Raw genomic sequence first — 15,442 nt, 5'->3', positions numbered from 1 at the left:
GTCTTGACGAAGTCCGTGTCGCTTTCTCGAACGGTAATGGAACGCACGTGGCGTTCCGTCGAGCATTTCCGAGCGCAACCACTCTCGCGGCATCTTTATGTGTTCCGAATTGATTGTACCGATCGCTCGGTCTATTTTTCCCTTGACGGACACCGCACCTCAACCGCAACGGAGTCGCACATGACGATCGAGGACGTCACCAGGCAGAGGAACGCCCGCGAGGTGATCGCATGACGGCCTCGGACCGTGTTCTGGTGGTGGGCGCATCCGCATCCGGGCTGACCACCGCGGAGGCGCTCCGACGCAAGAGGTTCGCCGGCCGGATCACGGTGCTCGGCGACGAGCCGCACGCGCCGTACGACCGGCCGCCGCTGTCCAAGCAGATCCTCGCCGGTGACTGGGCGCCGGACCGAGCGGTACTGAGGGCGCAGGACGTCCTGTCGGCGCTGGATGCCGAGTTCGTCCTGGGTGACCGGGCGGTCGCGCTCGACGCGGCGAGCCGGACCGTACGCACGGAGTCCGGGCAGGAGCTGCAGGCGGACACGATCGTGATCGCCACCGGCGTGCGTGCGCGGACCCTGCCGGGGCACGAAGACCTGGCCGGTGTGCATGTGTTGCGCACCCTCGACCATGCGCTGGCCCTGCGCAAGGACCTGCTGTCCTGCAGGCGGCTGGTGGTAGTCGGCGAAGGCGTCCTCGGCTCCGAGATCGCGGCCACCGCGCGCAAGTTGGGTCTGGATGTGACCCTGGCAGGCCCGCTGGCGGCGCCGATGGCCATGCAGGTGGGCCCGCTGGTGTCGGGCGTGCTGGCGGAGTTGCACAGAGAGGAGGGCGTACGGCTGCGGCTGGGCAACGGCGTCGTCGGGCTCGCAAGCGAGGATGGCCAGGTCACCGGCGTGGAGCTCAGTACGGGCGAAACACTGCCTGCCGAATTGGTGGTCGTCGCGATCGGCGCGTCCCCGGCGACGGAGTGGCTCGCCGACAGCGGCCTCACCATCGACAACGGCGTGGTCTGCGACGCCCGGTGCCGGGCAGCCGAGGGGATCTACGCGGTGGGGGACGTGGCGCGTTGGCACCACGAGCGGCTCGGCCGTCTGATCCGCCTGGAGAACCGGACGAACGCCACGGAACAGGCCATGACTGTCGCCGCGACGATCCTCGGCCAGGACCAGCCGTACACGCCCGTGCCGTACTTCTGGACCGACCAGTTCGACGCCAAGCTCCAGGTGCACGGCTTCCTGCCCACCGATGCCGAGGTGGACATCGTCGAGGGTGACCTGGCGGCCCGACGCTTCGTCGCCCGGTACCGCGTCGGCGGTGCGGTCACCGGTGTCCTCGGCTGGAACATGCCCAAGCAGGCCCGCATGCGCCGACAGGAGATCGTCGACGCCTTTCAGGCCCCAGCCTCCATCCACTGAACGAACAGGAGAGATCCCCATGAAAGTTGTCGTCGACGAGGAGAAGTGCGTCGCTGCCGGACAGTGCGTGGCTGCCGCCATGGACGTGTTCGACCAGCGTGAGGACGACGGCATCGTCGTCCTGCTGAACGAGAACCCACCGGCGGAGCTGGCCGACGACGTCCGCCAGGCGGCCGCGGTGTGCCCGGCGCTGGCGATCCGCATCGAGGAGTGACAGAGCTTCTCCCGGTCCCCACACCCCACCCGCGTTCCCCCCACACCCATCTGGAGGAAAGACCATGGCCGAGGCAGACACCCAACTGGCCGACCCTGACGAGCCGGTCACCGAGTACCCGGGGGAGAGGTCGAGCCAGTGCCCGTTCCATCCGCCGGCCGAGCTTCTCGCGCTGCATGACCAGGGGCCCGTGTCACGGGGCCGGATCTGGGACGGCAGCACCCCATGGCTCGTCACGGGTCATGCCGCGCAGCGCGCGATCCTGTCCGACCCCCGGGTGAGCTCGGACGACAAGCAACCCGGGTTCCCGTATCCGAACCAGGCCATGGCGGAGAACGCCCACCACCACCCGCTCACGATCTTCAATGCCGACGGCGCCGACCACACGCGGATCCGCCGCATGATGACCCGCCCGTTCACGCGCCCCCGGATGGAGGCGCTGCGGCCGGAGATCCAGAAGTTCACCGACGACCTCATCGACAAGATGCTGGCGGGCCCGAAGCCGGTGGACCTGGTCACCGCGCTGTCGCTGCCGCTGCCCTCGCTGATGATCTGCGCACTGCTCGGTGTGCCCTACGAGGACCACGACTTCTTCCAGGAACACGCCTCCCTCGCGACCAGGAGCGACAAGACCGCCGAGCAGGACAGGGCGGCGAACGAGGCGCTGGGCGGCTACCTGGCCAGGCTGCTCCAGGTCAAGATGGACGAGCCGGCCGAAGACGTGCTCTCGGACTTCGCCGCGCGGATCAAGGCGGGCGAGATCACCCTTCCCGAGGCCACCCTGCTGTGCATGATCCTGCTGATCGCCGGTCACGAGACCAGCGCGAGCATGATCACGCTGGGCACCGCCCTGCTCCTGGAGAACCCGGAGCAACTGGCGCTGCTGCGCGAGACGGACGACCCGAAGGTCGTCGCGAACGCGGTCGAGGAGATCCTGCGCTACCTGACAGTCCCGCAGCTCGGGCAGCGGCGGATCGCCCGCGAGGACATCGAGATCGAGGGCGTGACCATCAAGGCGGGGGAGGGCATCATCGTCCCGCTGCCTGCGGGCAACTGGGACCCGGAAGCGTTCCCCGAGCCGGAGAAGCTCGACCTGACCCGGGAGGCGCGCCACCACCACGCGTTCGCCTGGGGCATCCATCAGTGCGTCGGCCAGCAGCTCGCTCGCATCGAGCTCCAGGTCGTGTACAGCACGCTCTACCGGCGGATCCCGACCCTGCGCCTCGCGGTCGGCCGGGACGAGCTCAAGTTCCGCAGGGACGACTCGCTCGCCTTCGGTATCCACGAGCTGCCGGTCACCTGGTAACCGGAGCACAGCCGAAACGACGACAGCCGGCCTCCCGTGCCTCGCGCCCGCTCGCCTCGAGCTCCGGGGACGCGGGAAGCCGCTCCGATCACCACCCGCTTCGCGAGTGAGAGACGCGCAGCACGGGGTGCAACCACCCAGTACGACAGGAGTCACGCATGAGCGAGTTGAGGTTCGACGGACGCGTCGCCGTCATCACCGGTGCAGGCCGCGGCATCGGTCGGGCCCACGCCCGCCTCCTGGCGGAGCGAGGAGCGAAGGTCGTCGTCAACGACCTCGGCGGGTCGATGGAGGGGGAGGGCGCCGACGCCGGCCCCGCCCAGTCGGTGGTCGAGGAGATCGTCGCCGCCGGCGGCGAGGCCGTGGCCGACACCCACGACGTGTCCACACGGGAGGGCGGTCAGGCGATCATCGACACGGCGATCGACGCCTTCGGCCGTATCGACATCGTCGTCAACAACGCCGGGATCATCAGGTACGGCGGTCTGCCCGAGGTCGCTCTGGCGAACCTCGAAGCCCACCTCGATGTCCACCTCGTCGGTTCGTTCAACACGATGTGGGCCGCGTGGCCGTACTTCGTCGAGCAGGGCTACGGCCGGGTCGTGCTGACGACCTCGAGCGGTGTGTTCGGCCTCGAGAACAACCTGTCGTACGCGGCGGCGAAGGGCGGTGTGATCGGGCTGGCCCGCAGCGCGAAGCTGGCCGGCGAGCCACACGGGATCAAGGTCAATCTGATCGCGCCGGCGGCATACACCCGGATGGCCGGCGGCGAGCCGCTGGACGAGGCCGCTCAGGAGGCCGCCGCCGTCCAGGCGGGCATGCCATCGGACGCGGTGGCACCGATGGTGGCTTATCTGGCGCACGAGAGCTGCCCGGTCAACGGGGAGATCTACACGGCCGGGGCGGGCCGCTTCGGGCGGATCTTCATCGCTTCGACGGAGGGCTACGTCCACCAGGACGGCCCCCCCACCATCGAGACCGTGGCCGGGAACTGGGACACCATCAACGACGAGAAGGGCTACTTCGTACCCTCCGGCTTGATGGCCTGGTCCGGTGCGTTCCTCAAGCACCAGTTCGCGCAGGGCCTGGATTCCGAGGCTTCGTGAGCGGCGTTGGCCGGTGACGCGCTCGTAGGTACACGGCCCGGCCGTCGTCGCCCTTGACGGCGGCCGGTGTCCGCCGAGACCAAACGTGGAGCACGGGCGGGTGGGATGCCCGAGTACAACTTCGGCCACAACGCCGAGTTGAAGAACGCCATCGACTACCTGCATCGCGAGTGGACGTACAAGCCGGTCGGCCTGGTCAGCTACGGAAGCGTGTCCGCGTGCACGCGGGGCGCCCAGATGATCAAGCAGGTGGTGACCACCCTGAAGATGACGCCGGTCTTCGAGGCAGTGTCGATTCCCTTCGTGCACCAGCTCATCGACGAGGAAGAGGGCCTGGTGCCAACGACGTCATGACCGGTTCCGCCACGGCGATGGTCAATGAACTCGTCCGGGTCGCAGAAGCCCTCCGCCCGCTGCGCACGCATGCCTCGTCGTAGCGAGGCGGGCCGGGCCGCCGGCGCGGTCGGCGCACGGCACCGCACGCCGGTCGGGTGGTTCCGGGCGCCGCCCCACGGAGTTCGGACCTCACCGCCCGATGTGATCCGAGCTCCGGTGGGGGTGGTGGCCCGGACCCGCGAGACACTCTTCCGTGACGAGTGTCTCCAGTGAGGAGTGACGCATGACCACGGTAGGTATCGCCACCGGCGCCGGTCGCGGGACGGGAGAGGCATGCGCGAGGCGACTCGCCGACATGGTGGACGTGCTGCTGCTCGCTGACCGCAACGAAGCGGCCGCGGCCGCGGTCGCGAAGGACCTGGCCGGCCACGGCAAGAGGGCCGTCGCCGAGCCGTTCGCAGTGGACGTCACCGACCGAGAGGGCCTAGCCCGGCTGGCCGGCCGGGTCGCGGAGCTCGGCACGCTCCGGGCCGTCGCGCACGCCGCGAGCGTCTCGCCCGAGGAGGCCGACTGGCGCCGGATCCTCGAGGCCGACTTCGTCGCCACCGCCGTGCTCGCCGAGGTGCTCCGCCCGCTGGCCACCGCCGGCACGGCGTTCGTGTACTTCGCCTCGGTGTCCCCACTGATCGCTCACATCGACCCTGACGCGGCGGTCGCGGCCGTCCTGGACGACCCGCTGCAGGAGGACTTCCTCGACCGGATCCGGGACGCGATCGGGCCGGCCGTGGAGGATCCCGCGTGGGCGTATCCGTGGGCCACGTATGGCGTGCACCGCTTCGTCCGCGCCGAGGCAGTGCGGCTCGGGCCAGTAGGAGCCCGCGCCTGCTCCCTGTCGCCCGGCGCCGTCGACGCCCCGGAGACCCGGAGAGAAGTGGCGCAGCACGAGTCGGTACGGCAGCTCATCCAGCGCACGCCTCTGGGCCGCACCGGCCGGTGCGAGGAGTTCGCCGCCGTCGCCGCGTTCCTGGTGTCGGACGAGGCGAGCTTCGTGACCGGCGTCGACATCGTCGTCGACGGTGGCCTGTGCGCCGCCGTGCAAGACGGCTGACGCCGGAGTGCCACCGGGCCGAGGCCGGCGCCCACCACGGCTTCACCCAGGCTGGCGCGGCGATGTACTGGGGCGACGAAGAGCCACTGGTCGGCCCTCCTGGACCTCCCGGGGAGCAACCGCTGACGCTTGCCGCCGTTGGAACCAGGTTCAGGAGGCCATGGCCTTGAGCTTTTCGATGTCGGTCAGGCGCTGTGCCGGGTCGTGGGCCAGGGGGCGGACCTGGAGGGTGGTGACTCCCGCGGCCCGGAAGGCCGCGAGCCGTTCGGCGACGTAGGAGGCGGGGCCGATCAGGGAGGTCGCCCGCAGCAAGTCGGCGGGCACCGCGGCCGCGGCCTCGTCCTTGCGGCCGGACAGGTACAGGTCCTGGATGGTGTCTGCTGCGGACTCGTAACCGTAGCGGCGGGCGAGGTCGTTGTAGAAGTTGCGGCCGCGTGCCCCCATCCCGCCGATGTACAGGGCGAGTTGGGGCCGGGCGAGATCGATCAGGTCGTCGACGTCCTCACCGATGGCCAATGGAGGCGAGACCACGATATCGAGTGGCCCGAGGGCAGAGTCCCGCACCGTCGATCCTTCGGTCAGCGCAGGGCCCCACACCTCGTCCGCCTTCTCCGGGTGGAAGAACATCGGCATCCAGCCCTCGGCGATCTCGGCGGCCAGAGCCACGTTCTTCGGTCCGATGGCGGCCAGCACGATCGGAATGCGTTCGCGCACCGGGCGGTTGATGAGCTTGAGCGGTCGGCCCAGTCCCGTTCCCTGCTCGGGCGGGAGCGGGATCCGGTAGTGACGGCCATCGTGCACGACCCTTTCCCGGCGCCAGACCGACCGGCAGATCTCCACGATCTCGCGGGTCCGGGCGAGGGGAGCGGTGTACGGCTGTCCGTGGAAGCCCTCGATCACCTGTGGTCCGGAGGCGCCGATGCCCAGGGTGAACCGTCCGTCGGAGACGTAGTCCAGGCCGGCGGCCGTCATCGCCGTCAGGGTGGGTGTGCGGGTGTAGATCTGGAGGATTCCGGAGGCGATCTCCAGATGTTCGGTGTGCGCGGCAATGAAACCGAGCTGGCTGATCGCGTCGAAGGAATAGGCCTCGGGGACGAAGACAATGTCCAGCCCGGCCCTCTCGTAGTCGCGGAGCCCGGCGACGGTTTCCTTGAAACCGCTGCTGTAGCTCAAGGGCATACCGATGCGCATCCTGACCTCCACCCTCCCATGCTCAGCGAATAAAGTACACTCTATAGCTCGTGAGCTCTCTCGTTCGACGCCATCCCCGCGTATGGCCGGGAGTGGCGAAGCGGCGCGTTGTCGGCATGCCCCGCTGTTTGGCGGCCCGGGTCGGCAGGCGCGACGGATTCTGGTGGGGCGGCATGGGGCCCGCCCGGAAGGAGGCCTGACTGATGAACGGCGTCGATGTGGCGCGGTACGCGCTGCGCGCGGTGATCGGCGGCACGATGATCGCGCACGGAGTGCGTCACGGGCGCACCCTGGACGGTACGGCGGGATGGTTCGCATCCGTGGGCTTCCGTGAACCGCGGCTGCAGGCCGCGGCCAGCGCGGTCGTCGAGGTCGGGGCGGGCGCCGCCCTTTTGGCAGGAGCGGCAACGCCGCTGGCGGCGTCGGCGGTCGTCGGCACGATGGGCGTCGCCGCGCGCTCGGTGCATCTGCCCAACGGGTTCTTCGTGGTGAATGAGGGCTACGAGTTCGTGCTCAACCTGGGTGCGGCATCCGTGGCGCTCGCCGGGCTCGGGCCCGGCCGGTTCAGCGTAGACCAGGCACTTGGGCTGGGTGGAAGGCTCAGTGGCCCGCAACGCGCAGCGCTCGCGGCCGGACTGGGCCTCGCTGCGGCGGCGGCGCAACTCGCGGTCTTCTGGCGGCGCCCGGAGCCCGAGCAGGGCACGGTCGGTGAGCGTGCGGCAGACTGACGCGCCTTGCCTGCTGGACAGCTACTGATGTCTGTCGAAGTTCACTGTTTTCTGGCTTGTCCACGCCATTGAAGCAATCGCGAAGATCATTAATCGTATACTCTTTTTGTGGCCCAGAGTGGATGAGCGCGGCGACATGACGGACGCCCGCCGAGTCCGTACAGCGGTGGCTCCGCACCCTGGGGGACCGCCCGCTCCCGACCGCTGCTGCTCCCGTCTCCGGATGCCCGCCTCTGGACTGGGCGGCTTCCGGCGCCATGGCGCTGACCGGTGAGGTGGACGGCCCTCCTCGGCTACGGCGTCGCCCGCCGCCTCGACGACCTCGCCTCCGGGGCCGGGGTGTGGTTCTCCGCCCTCAAGGGCCACTCCACCGCCGCGCTGCGCCCCCGCGTCACCCGCTGAAGCGGCCCTGTCCCGGTCAGCGGAAAGCGCCCAGCGGGTGTCGTTCCCGCGACACGACACTGAGGCATCCCGCCGCCGGCGACGCGCGGCACAGGCGATGGATCAGTCATCAGGAGGTGTGCGGCGTGACGCATGAAGTGGTCGGCCGTGTCGAGGAGCTGGGTTCCGAACTGGCCGCACTCGCTGACGAGAACGAGTCACTCGGCAAGTTGAGCGACCGGACCGTGGAACTGCTCCGTTCCGCGGGGGTCATCCGGCTTCTGCAGCCCAAGGAGTTCGGCGGATTCGGCGCCCATCCCCGGGACTTCGCGGAAGCGGTGATGGCGGTCGCACGGCACGACGGGGCCGCCGGCTGGGTGTGCGGCGTCGTCGGGGTCCACCCCTGGGAGCTGGCCCAGATGGACACCCGGCTGGCGCACGAGGTGTGGGACGAGGACCCGGACACCTGGATCGCCTCGCCCTACATGCCCAACGGCATCGCCGAACCGGTCGACGGCGGCTATGTCCTCAGCGGACGCTGGCCGTTCTCCTCGGGCAGCGACCACTGCCGCTGGGACTTCCTCGGCGCACTCCTCGGCGACGGCAAGGGGAAGCCCGCCGGGCCCATCACCGTGCTGCATGCGGTCCTGCCCCGCTCCGACTACGAGATCATCGACGGCACCTGGGACGTCGTCGGACTGTCCGGTACCGGCAGCAAGGACGTCGTCGTCGACAAGGCGTTCATCCCCGAGTACCGCACGATCAGGCAGGAGGCCGTCCAGGAGGGGGCCGCCGCGGAGGCGGTCGGGCTCACCGACACCCTCTACAAGCTGCCGTTCGCCTCGATGTTCCCGCTCGGCATCACAGCCGCCGTCATCGGCATCTGCGAGGGCGCCCTCGCCGTCCACCTGGCCCAGCAGCGCGACCGGGTCGCCGTGACCGGCGTCCAGGTGCGCGACGACCCGTATGTCCTCTACGCCGCCGGTGAGGCCGCCGCCGAGATCGCCGCCTCACGGGTCCAACTCATCGACGGCATCAGCCGGTTGTACGAGCAGGTCGAGGCCGGCAAAGCGATCAGTCTCGAGGACCGCGCGAACGTACGCCGCAACCAGGTCCGTTGCGCCTGGCGCGCCGTCTCCGCGCTGGACGAGATCTTCGCGAGGTCCGGCGGCAACGCGATCCGGCGCAACAACCCGATCCAGCGGTTCTGGCGGGACGCCCACGTCGGACTCCAGCACATGATCCACGTGCCCGGCACCGCGTACCACGCCAACGCCCTGGCACAGATGGGACTTGAGCTGCCCGAGTCGATGCGCACCCTGATATGAGCGACGGCGTGACGCACTCCCGGACGTCGGACACGGACGCGATCGACGGGCGGCGGTTCCGCGACGTACTGGGCAACTTCCCCACGAGCGTGGTCGCGATCACCACCACGGATGCCGAGGAACGGCCGCACGGCATGGTCGTCGGCACCTTCACGTCCGTGTCGCTGGACCCGCCCCTGGTGTCCTTCCTGGCGGACCGCTCCTCCACGACCCTGCGGACGATCAGGGCCGCAGGCCGCTTCTGCGCCAACGCGCTGGCGGGCAACCAGGAACGGCTGTCGCGGAAGCTGGCGACCGGCCCGGCCGGACAGCGGTTCGAGGGCACGACCTGGCAGGCGTCGTCGCTGGGCAATCCGGTGCTCGACGGGATCGTCGCGTGGGTCGACTGCGCGGTGGAGCAGGTCGTCGAGATCGGTGATCACCTGTTGGTCGTCGGGCGGGTCCATGACCTGCGCGTCGAGTCGCCCAAGACCCCGCTGCTGTTCTTCCGGGGCGGGTACGGCGACTACATGTCGAGCGCGGGTCTGCTGCTCGACAGCCTCGTGGGCTGGCACGAGATCGGTCGGTAGACACCGGTCGGCAGATAAGGGAGCCGTAGATGAAGAAAGATCTCCACTTCAGACTGCAACGCTTGTCGGCGTGGTGCGGAGTCATCCTGTTCGTGGGATTCTTCGCCGCCTTCGCCGTGGGGCACCTCACCCCACCGATGAGCCCGACGGAGAGCCCCGACGACATCGTCACCTTCCTCAAGGACCACCGCACGGGGATCCTCACCTGTGTCGCCCTGATGGTCCTGCTCGTACCGTTCGAATACCCGTACGTCGTCGTGACGAGCATGCAGCTGCGCCGGGTCGAGGGCGGCTGGGGTCTGCTCTCCATGATCCAGCTCACCACGGGTGTGGTGGCCCCGCTCGGGTTCTTCTTCCCGCTCGCGATCCTCGCCGCCGCGGCCTACCGGCCGGAGATCCACTCCGCCGACGTCCTGTCCGCGATGGTCGACACGTTCTGGCTGATGTTCGTGGGCAACGCCTGCATCTTCGTGCTGCAGGTCTGGTCGATCGGGTACGCCGCGTTCATCGACCACCGCCGCGCCAAGCCGGTCTTCCCGCGCTGGTATGGCTGGCTCAGCATAGTGCTGGGGGTGCTGCTCATCCCGGGCGCCTTCGTCTTCCTCAACCGGACCGGACCGCTCGCCTGGAACGGACTGCTCGCGTACTTGATCCCCTCGATCGCGTACGTCTTCTGGAAGATCGCCACGCCGTACGTGCTGCTGAAGGCGATCACGTCCGAGGAGAAGGAGCTGGCCGAGCAGCCGGAGGCCGAACCGGCGGCCGTGTAGAACAGCCGTGACAGCTGTGGCCCCGCGATGGTCGTCGCGGGGCCACAGGCGTGTACGAAGACTAGACGGACAGCGCGAACCCGCCCGTCACACGCAAAGTTTCGCCGGTGACGAAGGACGCCTTCGACGAGACCAGATACAGCAGCGCCTCGACGATGTCCTGCTCCTGGCCCTCCCGTCGCAGGATCTGCTCCCCGAGAACACGGTCCGCCTCGGTCGGGGACAGCTGGGCCCGTACGGTGTCGGTGAAGATGAGGCCCGGCGCGATGGCGTTGACTCGGATGCCGTCCCCGGCGAACTCGCGCGCGAAGGACACCGTCAGGCCCCGTACGGCGAGTTTGGAGACGCCGTAGATGCTTCGGTTCGCGTAGGCCGCCGACGACGAGATGTTGACGATGCTGGCGCCGGGCCGTCCCCGCATGGCCTCCTGGGCCGCGAGCGAGCAGATGATGACGCCCATGACGTTGACGTCGAGGACTCGCCGCACTTTGGCGAGGCCCAGTTCGGTGAACGGCCTGTTGTAGGCGGCGTGCAGGCCGGCGTTGTTGACCAGGATGTCGAGTCCGCCGTGGCGTTCGGCGACCTTGCGCACGACCGCGCCGACTCCGGTCTCGTCGGCCACGTCACAGGCGACTCCGGTCGCGCTCAGGCCCTTCGCGGTGAGTTCCGCCGCCGCCTCGGCCGCGGCGGCGCCGTCGATGTCGGCGAGCACGACATGCGCGCCGAGGGCCGACAGGGCCTCGCCGAACGCCTTGCCGAAGCCTCGGCCGCCCCCGGTGACGAGCGCCACCTTGCCCTGGTGCTCCGTGTTTTCCGGCATCAGAACCTCACTCATCAGACCTCACTTCGGGCCGAACCGCTGGCCCGCGTCGAGCCGCAGGCACTGGCCGTTCAGCATCGGGTTGTCGATGACGGCGAGGGCGAGCTTGGCGTACTCCTCGGGATGGCCCAGCCGCCTGGGGAACGCGGCATCCTTCACCAGCGCGGCCCGCGTCTCGGCGGGGATCTTCTCGGTGGCGCCCGTTTCGAACAGGCTGGGCGCGATGGCGACGACACGGATGCCGAGCGAGCCGAGGTCGCGGGCCATGGTGAGGCTCATTCCGGCGATGGCCGCCTTGGCGGCCGAGTAGGCGACCTGGCCGATCTGCCCCTCGAAGGCGGCGATCGACGACGTGTTGACGATGACGCCCCGTTCGCCGTCGGGCTCCTCGGGCTCGTTGCGGCTCATGTGCGCGGCGGCCAGACGGCTGACGTTGAAGGTGGCGACGGCGTTCAGGTCGAGCACCCGGCGGAAGGTCTCGAGGTCGTGCGGACCGTCCTTGCCGAGTGTGCGCCGTACGCTGCCGCCGCCCGCGGTGGTGACCGACACGTGCAGGCCGCCGAGGGTGTCGACGGCGGCGTCCAGCGCGCTCTCCGTCGCCTCGAAGTCGGTGACGTCAACGGGGTGGAAGCTCCCGCCGAACGCAGCGGCGACCTCGGCGCCGGCCGACGACGGACGGTCGAGTACGGCGACGTCGGTGCCGCGGGCCGCGAGCAGCTCGGCGGTGGCCCGGCCCATGCCGGAGGCGCCGCCGAACACCACGGCCTTCTTGCCCTTGATCTCCATCGGGAACCTTTCGGATCGTTCGCTCAGGCGGACGCGGGAGACCGCCGCAGAAGGGTGCACAGCCGGTCGCGGTGCACCGCGGCGTCGCCGTACAGCACGCTGTCGGCCCGGGCGCGGCGCAGATGGAGGTGGAGGTCGTGTTCCCAGGTGAAGCCGATGCCGCCGTGCAACTGGAGTGCCTGGGCAGCGACCTCGCCGGCCCCGGCCGCGACATACGAGGCAGCGGCGCAGGCCGCCCGGCCGGCGTCGGCGGCGCCCGCGTCGGCGGCCATCGCCGCATAGGAGGTGGCGGCCCGGGTGCCGTGCACCAGCACTGCCATGTCGGCGCACGCGTGCTTGACTGCCTGGAACGTTCCGATCGGCCGTCCGAACTGCACACGGGACTTGGTGTGTTCGACCGTGAGCTCCAGCATGCGCTCCATCACCCCGAGGGCGTCGGCGCACCGCAGCACCGACGCCTCGTCGAGCAGCCTCTGGATCTCCTCGGGCCCGCCGGCGAGGCGGCGCGCGTGCGGGACGCGCACGCCCTCGAACCGGATCTCGTAGAACGAGCGGGTCAGGTCCAGCCCTCGCTGCCGGCGGACGGTGACACCGGGGGCCGTCCGGTCGACGAGGAACGACGCCGGGGCCCCGTCGTGGCGTGCGGTGACGAGCAGCCAGCGGGCACCGCCCGCGTCCTGCACCGCCGTCTTGACCCCGTCGAGGACGATCGCGTCCCCCTCGGTCTGGGTGGTGGCGTGGACGCCGTCGAGGGACCACGGGGCGTGGGGTTCGGCGAAGGCCCAGGTGGCCCAGCCCGATCCCGTGGCGAGCGCGGGCAGCACTTCGGCCCGCAGCTCGGGCGACCCCGCGGCGGCGAGTGCCCGTCCGACGATGGCGGTGGGCGCGAAGGGACCCCGCCCGAGTGCACGCCCGATCTCCTCGGCGACGAGCGCGAGTTCCACGAGGCCCTGGTCGGCGCCGCCGTACTCCTCGGGCAGGCCCAGACCGGGCCAGCCGAGGTCGGCCGTCAACCTCCACACCTCGGGATCGACATCCTCGTCGCGATCCGTCCACGCCCGTACGTGCTCGATCGGGGCCTGGTCCGACAGCAGGTCGCGCGAGGCCTCGCGGAGCATGTCCTGCTCCTTGCTGAGCTCGAAGTTCACCAGAACAAGGTATCCTTTTTTCTTGACATGGTCGAGATGCTTGCACGATCTGGCGGATGGTCTGTCGGTCGTTCCCTTATTTAAGTACTCTGAATTTCATGGTTGATGCCGTTCTTCTCTCCGCGTGCCGAACCGCGATCGGAACCGCCCGCCGAGGTACCCTGCGGGACACCGACGCCTTCGAACTCGCCACGGTCGTCGTCCGCGAGGCCGTGCAGCGCAGTGGACTGCCCCCCGAGACGATCGACGACGTCGTCCTCGGTGAATCCCTCGCCGGAGGCGGGGACATCGCCCGGTACGCGGCGCTGCAGGCGGGGCTGACGCACGTCCCCGGCCTGGCGCACAACCGGCACTGCGCCTCCGGACTCGCGAGCGTGGCGACCGCCGCCGCGAGCGTGCGGGCCGGGATGGACCTGGCGGTGATCGCGGGCGGGACGCATTCGTCGTCGACTGCGCCGGTGTCCCGGCGACGGGTTCCGGGCACCGACGACTGGCAGGACCCCTGGATGGCGCCGACCCATGTCCCGACCCCCGAGGCACCCAACGACGACATGGGCGTCCTCGTCGGCTGGAACACGGCCCGGCTGGCCGGCCTCACTCGTGCAGAGATGGACGCCTGGGCGCTGCGTTCCCACGAGCGGGCCGTACGGGCCATCGACGAGGGCCGGTTCGGCGACGAGATCGTGCCCGTCAAGGTCACCGGCCGGGACGGAGTGGCCTCGGTCTTCGACACCGACGAGCATCCGCGGCGCGACACCAGCGCGGAGAAGCTGGCCGCGCTGAAGGTGCTGCACCCCGAGATCGAGGGTTTCTCCATCACGGCCGGCAACTCCAGCGGTGTCAACGACGGCGCGGCCGCGGTCGTCGTCGCCGGTTCGGACCTGGCCGCCGCGCATGGACTCACCCCCATCGCGACCGTACGCGCCTGGGCGAGCGTGGGAGTCGACCCTGTCGAGACGGGGCTCGCGCCGATCGCCGCGATCCGCAAGGCCCTCGACCGCGCCGGGCTCGGCGTCGAGGACGTCGACCTGTTCGAGGTCAACGAGGCCTTCGCCGCGGTGGCCGTCGCCACCACCCGCGAGATGGGCCTCGACCCGGAGCGGGTCAACCCGTTCGGCAGCGGGTGCAGCCTCGGTCACCCGATCGCGACCACCGGCACGCGCATGGTCGTGACCCTCGCGCACGAGCTGCGCCGCCGAGGCGGCGGGACCGCTGTCGCGGCCATGTGCGCGGGCGGTGGCATGGGCTCGGCCATGGTCCTGACGGTGTGAACGACGGTGATCGAGGCCGGCGCTGAGGGACTGGAGTGCCGTTGGACGGACGGCGTGCTGTGGCTGACGTTCGCCCGGCCGCGAGCCCGCAACGCGCTGACGATCGCGATGCGACGCGGGCTCATCGAGGCGGTCCGGGCCGCCGACGCCGACACGGAGACCCGGCTGGTCGTCCTCACGGGCACTGATCCGGCGTTCTCGGCCGGAATCGACCTCAAGGAGGCGCTGGGCAACGGCACTGGCTCCCCTCGTGGAGCGCGCACGGACCCCGCCGAGGTGGTGCGGGCGTCCGGCACACCGGTGCTCGGGGTGATCAACGGCCTCTGCTACACGGGAGCGTTGGAGCTGGCGTTGTCGTGCTCATTCCTCATCGCCTCCGAGCGGGCCCGGTTCGCCGACACCCACGCCGCCATCGGACTGACCGCGGGCTGGGGGATGAGCGCTCTGCTGCCGCGAGCGGTCGGCACACGTCTCGCGCGCCGGATGATGCTGACGGGCGAGCCGATCGACGCCGGACAGGCGTTGGTGGCAGGCCTGGTGACGGAAGTCGTACCGCACGACTGTCTGCTCGACCGGGCGCGCGAGATCGCCGATCTGATACGGGCCGCCCATCCCGGGGCAGTCGCGGAGACGCTCGGACTCCTCGCGGCCGGTGAGGACAACAGCCTCGCCCACGCCCTCGCGCTGGAGGCGCAGGCGAAGTTGCGTCGGCGCCACGACGTGGCCGACGTGGCGCGCCGGTTCGCGGCGCGCACAGACAGGCCGTGAGCGCTCCGGCCGCCGTGGCCTAGGTGCGCGCATGACCCCGCCTGGCCCGCGCCTGCGCACTGGCCCGGGTGACGTCGTGACCGTGGGGTCGGGGGGGGGGGGGGGGCCGGCCGGGGGGCCCCCCCCCCCCCCCACCCCCCCCCCCCCCCCCCCCCCCCCGGGCGGGCCGGGGGGCCCGCACACCCCCACCCCCC

16 protein-coding genes and 1 pseudogene are annotated in these 15,442 nt (G+C 70.2%); 13 read left to right on the top strand and 4 right to left on the bottom strand.

Translation table 11 applies throughout. The features are described from left to right. Positions 1–230 precede the first annotated feature (230 nt). From ABT009_RS44470 to ABT009_RS44445, 6 genes and pseudogenes are all read left to right on the top strand, one after another. Positions 231–1,418 carry an NAD(P)/FAD-dependent oxidoreductase gene (locus ABT009_RS44470; protein WP_351308181.1) on the top strand — a complete coding sequence of 396 codons (1,188 nt, stop codon included), beginning with the start codon at positions 231–233 and terminating at the stop codon, positions 1,416–1,418. 19 nt (positions 1,419–1,437) lie between these two features. Further along, a complete protein-coding gene (locus ABT009_RS44465) occupies positions 1,438–1,632 on the top strand; it encodes a ferredoxin (RefSeq protein ID WP_351308179.1) in 195 nt (64 codons plus the stop codon). A 64-nt stretch (positions 1,633–1,696) separates the two neighbouring features. Further along, positions 1,697–2,938 carry a cytochrome P450 gene (locus tag ABT009_RS44460; protein ID WP_351308177.1) on the top strand — a complete coding sequence of 414 codons (1,242 nt, stop codon included), beginning with the start codon at positions 1,697–1,699 and terminating at the stop codon, positions 2,936–2,938. Between the two features lie 158 nt (positions 2,939–3,096). After that, positions 3,097–4,044: an SDR family NAD(P)-dependent oxidoreductase gene (locus ABT009_RS44455; protein ID WP_351308174.1), complete on the top strand. Its 948-nt coding sequence runs from the start codon at positions 3,097–3,099 to the stop codon at positions 4,042–4,044. Between the two features lie 105 nt (positions 4,045–4,149). Next, a pseudogene (locus ABT009_RS44450) lies at positions 4,150–4,481 on the top strand (NADPH-dependent FMN reductase); the annotation flags it as partial. Between the two features lie 182 nt (positions 4,482–4,663). Further along, on the top strand, positions 4,664–5,488 hold the full coding sequence (locus tag ABT009_RS44445) for an SDR family oxidoreductase (RefSeq protein ID WP_351308169.1): 825 nt from the start codon (positions 4,664–4,666) through the stop codon (positions 5,486–5,488). Between the two features lie 150 nt (positions 5,489–5,638). Here ABT009_RS44445 and ABT009_RS44440 read toward each other — a convergent pair whose 3' ends face one another. Next, positions 5,639–6,679 (bottom strand): LLM class F420-dependent oxidoreductase, encoded by a 1,041-nt coding sequence (locus ABT009_RS44440; RefSeq protein ID WP_351308166.1) that lies wholly within the window; start codon positions 6,677–6,679, stop codon positions 5,639–5,641. Between the two features lie 203 nt (positions 6,680–6,882). Between ABT009_RS44440 and ABT009_RS44435 the strand changes: the two genes are divergently transcribed. From ABT009_RS44435 to ABT009_RS44415, 5 genes are all read left to right on the top strand, one after another. After that, complete coding sequence (locus tag ABT009_RS44435) at positions 6,883–7,407, top strand: DoxX family protein (RefSeq protein WP_351308164.1); 525 nt, start codon at positions 6,883–6,885, stop codon at positions 7,405–7,407. A 270-nt stretch (positions 7,408–7,677) separates the two neighbouring features. After that, on the top strand, positions 7,678–7,809 hold the full coding sequence (locus tag ABT009_RS44430) for a hypothetical protein (protein WP_351308161.1): 132 nt from the start codon (positions 7,678–7,680) through the stop codon (positions 7,807–7,809). A gap of 125 nt (positions 7,810–7,934) precedes the next feature. Beyond that, positions 7,935–9,116, top strand: coding sequence for an acyl-CoA dehydrogenase family protein (locus tag ABT009_RS44425; RefSeq protein WP_351308158.1), 1,182 nt, complete (start codon positions 7,935–7,937; stop codon positions 9,114–9,116). Between the two features lie 8 nt (positions 9,117–9,124). After that, on the top strand, positions 9,125–9,685 hold the full coding sequence (locus ABT009_RS44420) for a flavin reductase family protein (RefSeq protein ID WP_351308155.1): 561 nt from the start codon (positions 9,125–9,127) through the stop codon (positions 9,683–9,685). Between the two features lie 29 nt (positions 9,686–9,714). Continuing rightward, on the top strand, positions 9,715–10,455 hold the full coding sequence (locus ABT009_RS44415; RefSeq protein ID WP_351308152.1) for a hypothetical protein: 741 nt from the start codon (positions 9,715–9,717) through the stop codon (positions 10,453–10,455). Positions 10,456–10,516: 61 nt separating this feature from the next. Here the strand turns inward: ABT009_RS44415 and ABT009_RS44410 are convergent, their stop codons facing one another. The 3 genes from ABT009_RS44410 to ABT009_RS44400 are packed head-to-tail and all read right to left on the bottom strand — an operon-like array spanning position 10,517 to position 13,209. Beyond that, a complete protein-coding gene (locus tag ABT009_RS44410) occupies positions 10,517–11,290 on the bottom strand; it encodes an SDR family NAD(P)-dependent oxidoreductase (RefSeq protein ID WP_351308149.1) in 774 nt (257 codons plus the stop codon). A gap of 6 nt (positions 11,291–11,296) precedes the next feature. After that, positions 11,297–12,061 (bottom strand): SDR family NAD(P)-dependent oxidoreductase, encoded by a 765-nt coding sequence (locus tag ABT009_RS44405; protein WP_351308146.1) that lies wholly within the window; start codon positions 12,059–12,061, stop codon positions 11,297–11,299. Positions 12,062–12,084: 23 nt separating this feature from the next. Continuing rightward, positions 12,085–13,209, bottom strand: coding sequence for an acyl-CoA dehydrogenase family protein (locus tag ABT009_RS44400; RefSeq protein WP_351308144.1), 1,125 nt, complete (start codon positions 13,207–13,209; stop codon positions 12,085–12,087). 98 nt (positions 13,210–13,307) lie between these two features. On the opposite strand from ABT009_RS44400, the gene ABT009_RS44395 reads away from it, so the two are divergent. Together ABT009_RS44395 and ABT009_RS44390 are read left to right on the top strand one after the other, a co-directional pair. Further along, positions 13,308–14,480, top strand: coding sequence for a thiolase family protein (locus ABT009_RS44395; RefSeq protein ID WP_351308141.1), 1,173 nt, complete (start codon positions 13,308–13,310; stop codon positions 14,478–14,480). A gap of 6 nt (positions 14,481–14,486) precedes the next feature. Beyond that, positions 14,487–15,248, top strand: a complete 762-nt coding sequence (locus tag ABT009_RS44390) for an enoyl-CoA hydratase-related protein (RefSeq protein WP_351308138.1) — start codon at positions 14,487–14,489, stop codon at positions 15,246–15,248. Positions 15,249–15,442: the final 194 nt, after the last annotated feature.

Origin of the sequence: Streptomyces sp. NPDC002896, assembly GCF_040295225.1 — a bacterium.
In the GTDB taxonomy this organism is placed as follows: domain Bacteria; phylum Actinomycetota; class Actinomycetes; order Streptomycetales; family Streptomycetaceae; genus Streptomyces.
The sequence above is the reverse complement of the archived record's forward strand: the minus strand, read 5'-3'. Positions and strand labels throughout refer to the sequence as shown.

Coding starts and splice junctions, on each gene's coding strand:
- ABT009_RS44470 (WP_351308181.1), top strand. CDS start 231: ATGACGGCCTCGGACCGTGTTCTGGTGGTGGGCGCATCCGCATCCGGG.
- ABT009_RS44465 (WP_351308179.1), top strand. CDS start 1,438: ATGAAAGTTGTCGTCGACGAGGAGAAGTGCGTCGCTGCCGGACAGTGC.
- ABT009_RS44460 (WP_351308177.1), top strand. CDS start 1,697: ATGGCCGAGGCAGACACCCAACTGGCCGACCCTGACGAGCCGGTCACC.
- ABT009_RS44455 (WP_351308174.1), top strand. CDS start 3,097: ATGAGCGAGTTGAGGTTCGACGGACGCGTCGCCGTCATCACCGGTGCA.
- ABT009_RS44445 (WP_351308169.1), top strand. CDS start 4,664: ATGACCACGGTAGGTATCGCCACCGGCGCCGGTCGCGGGACGGGAGAG.
- ABT009_RS44440 (WP_351308166.1), bottom strand. CDS start 6,679: ATGCGCATCGGTATGCCCTTGAGCTACAGCAGCGGTTTCAAGGAAACC.
- ABT009_RS44435 (WP_351308164.1), top strand. CDS start 6,883: ATGAACGGCGTCGATGTGGCGCGGTACGCGCTGCGCGCGGTGATCGGC.
- ABT009_RS44415 (WP_351308152.1), top strand. CDS start 9,715: ATGAAGAAAGATCTCCACTTCAGACTGCAACGCTTGTCGGCGTGGTGC.
- ABT009_RS44410 (WP_351308149.1), bottom strand. CDS start 11,290: ATGAGTGAGGTTCTGATGCCGGAAAACACGGAGCACCAGGGCAAGGTG.
- ABT009_RS44405 (WP_351308146.1), bottom strand. CDS start 12,061: ATGGAGATCAAGGGCAAGAAGGCCGTGGTGTTCGGCGGCGCCTCCGGC.
- ABT009_RS44395 (WP_351308141.1), top strand. CDS start 13,308: ATGGTTGATGCCGTTCTTCTCTCCGCGTGCCGAACCGCGATCGGAACC.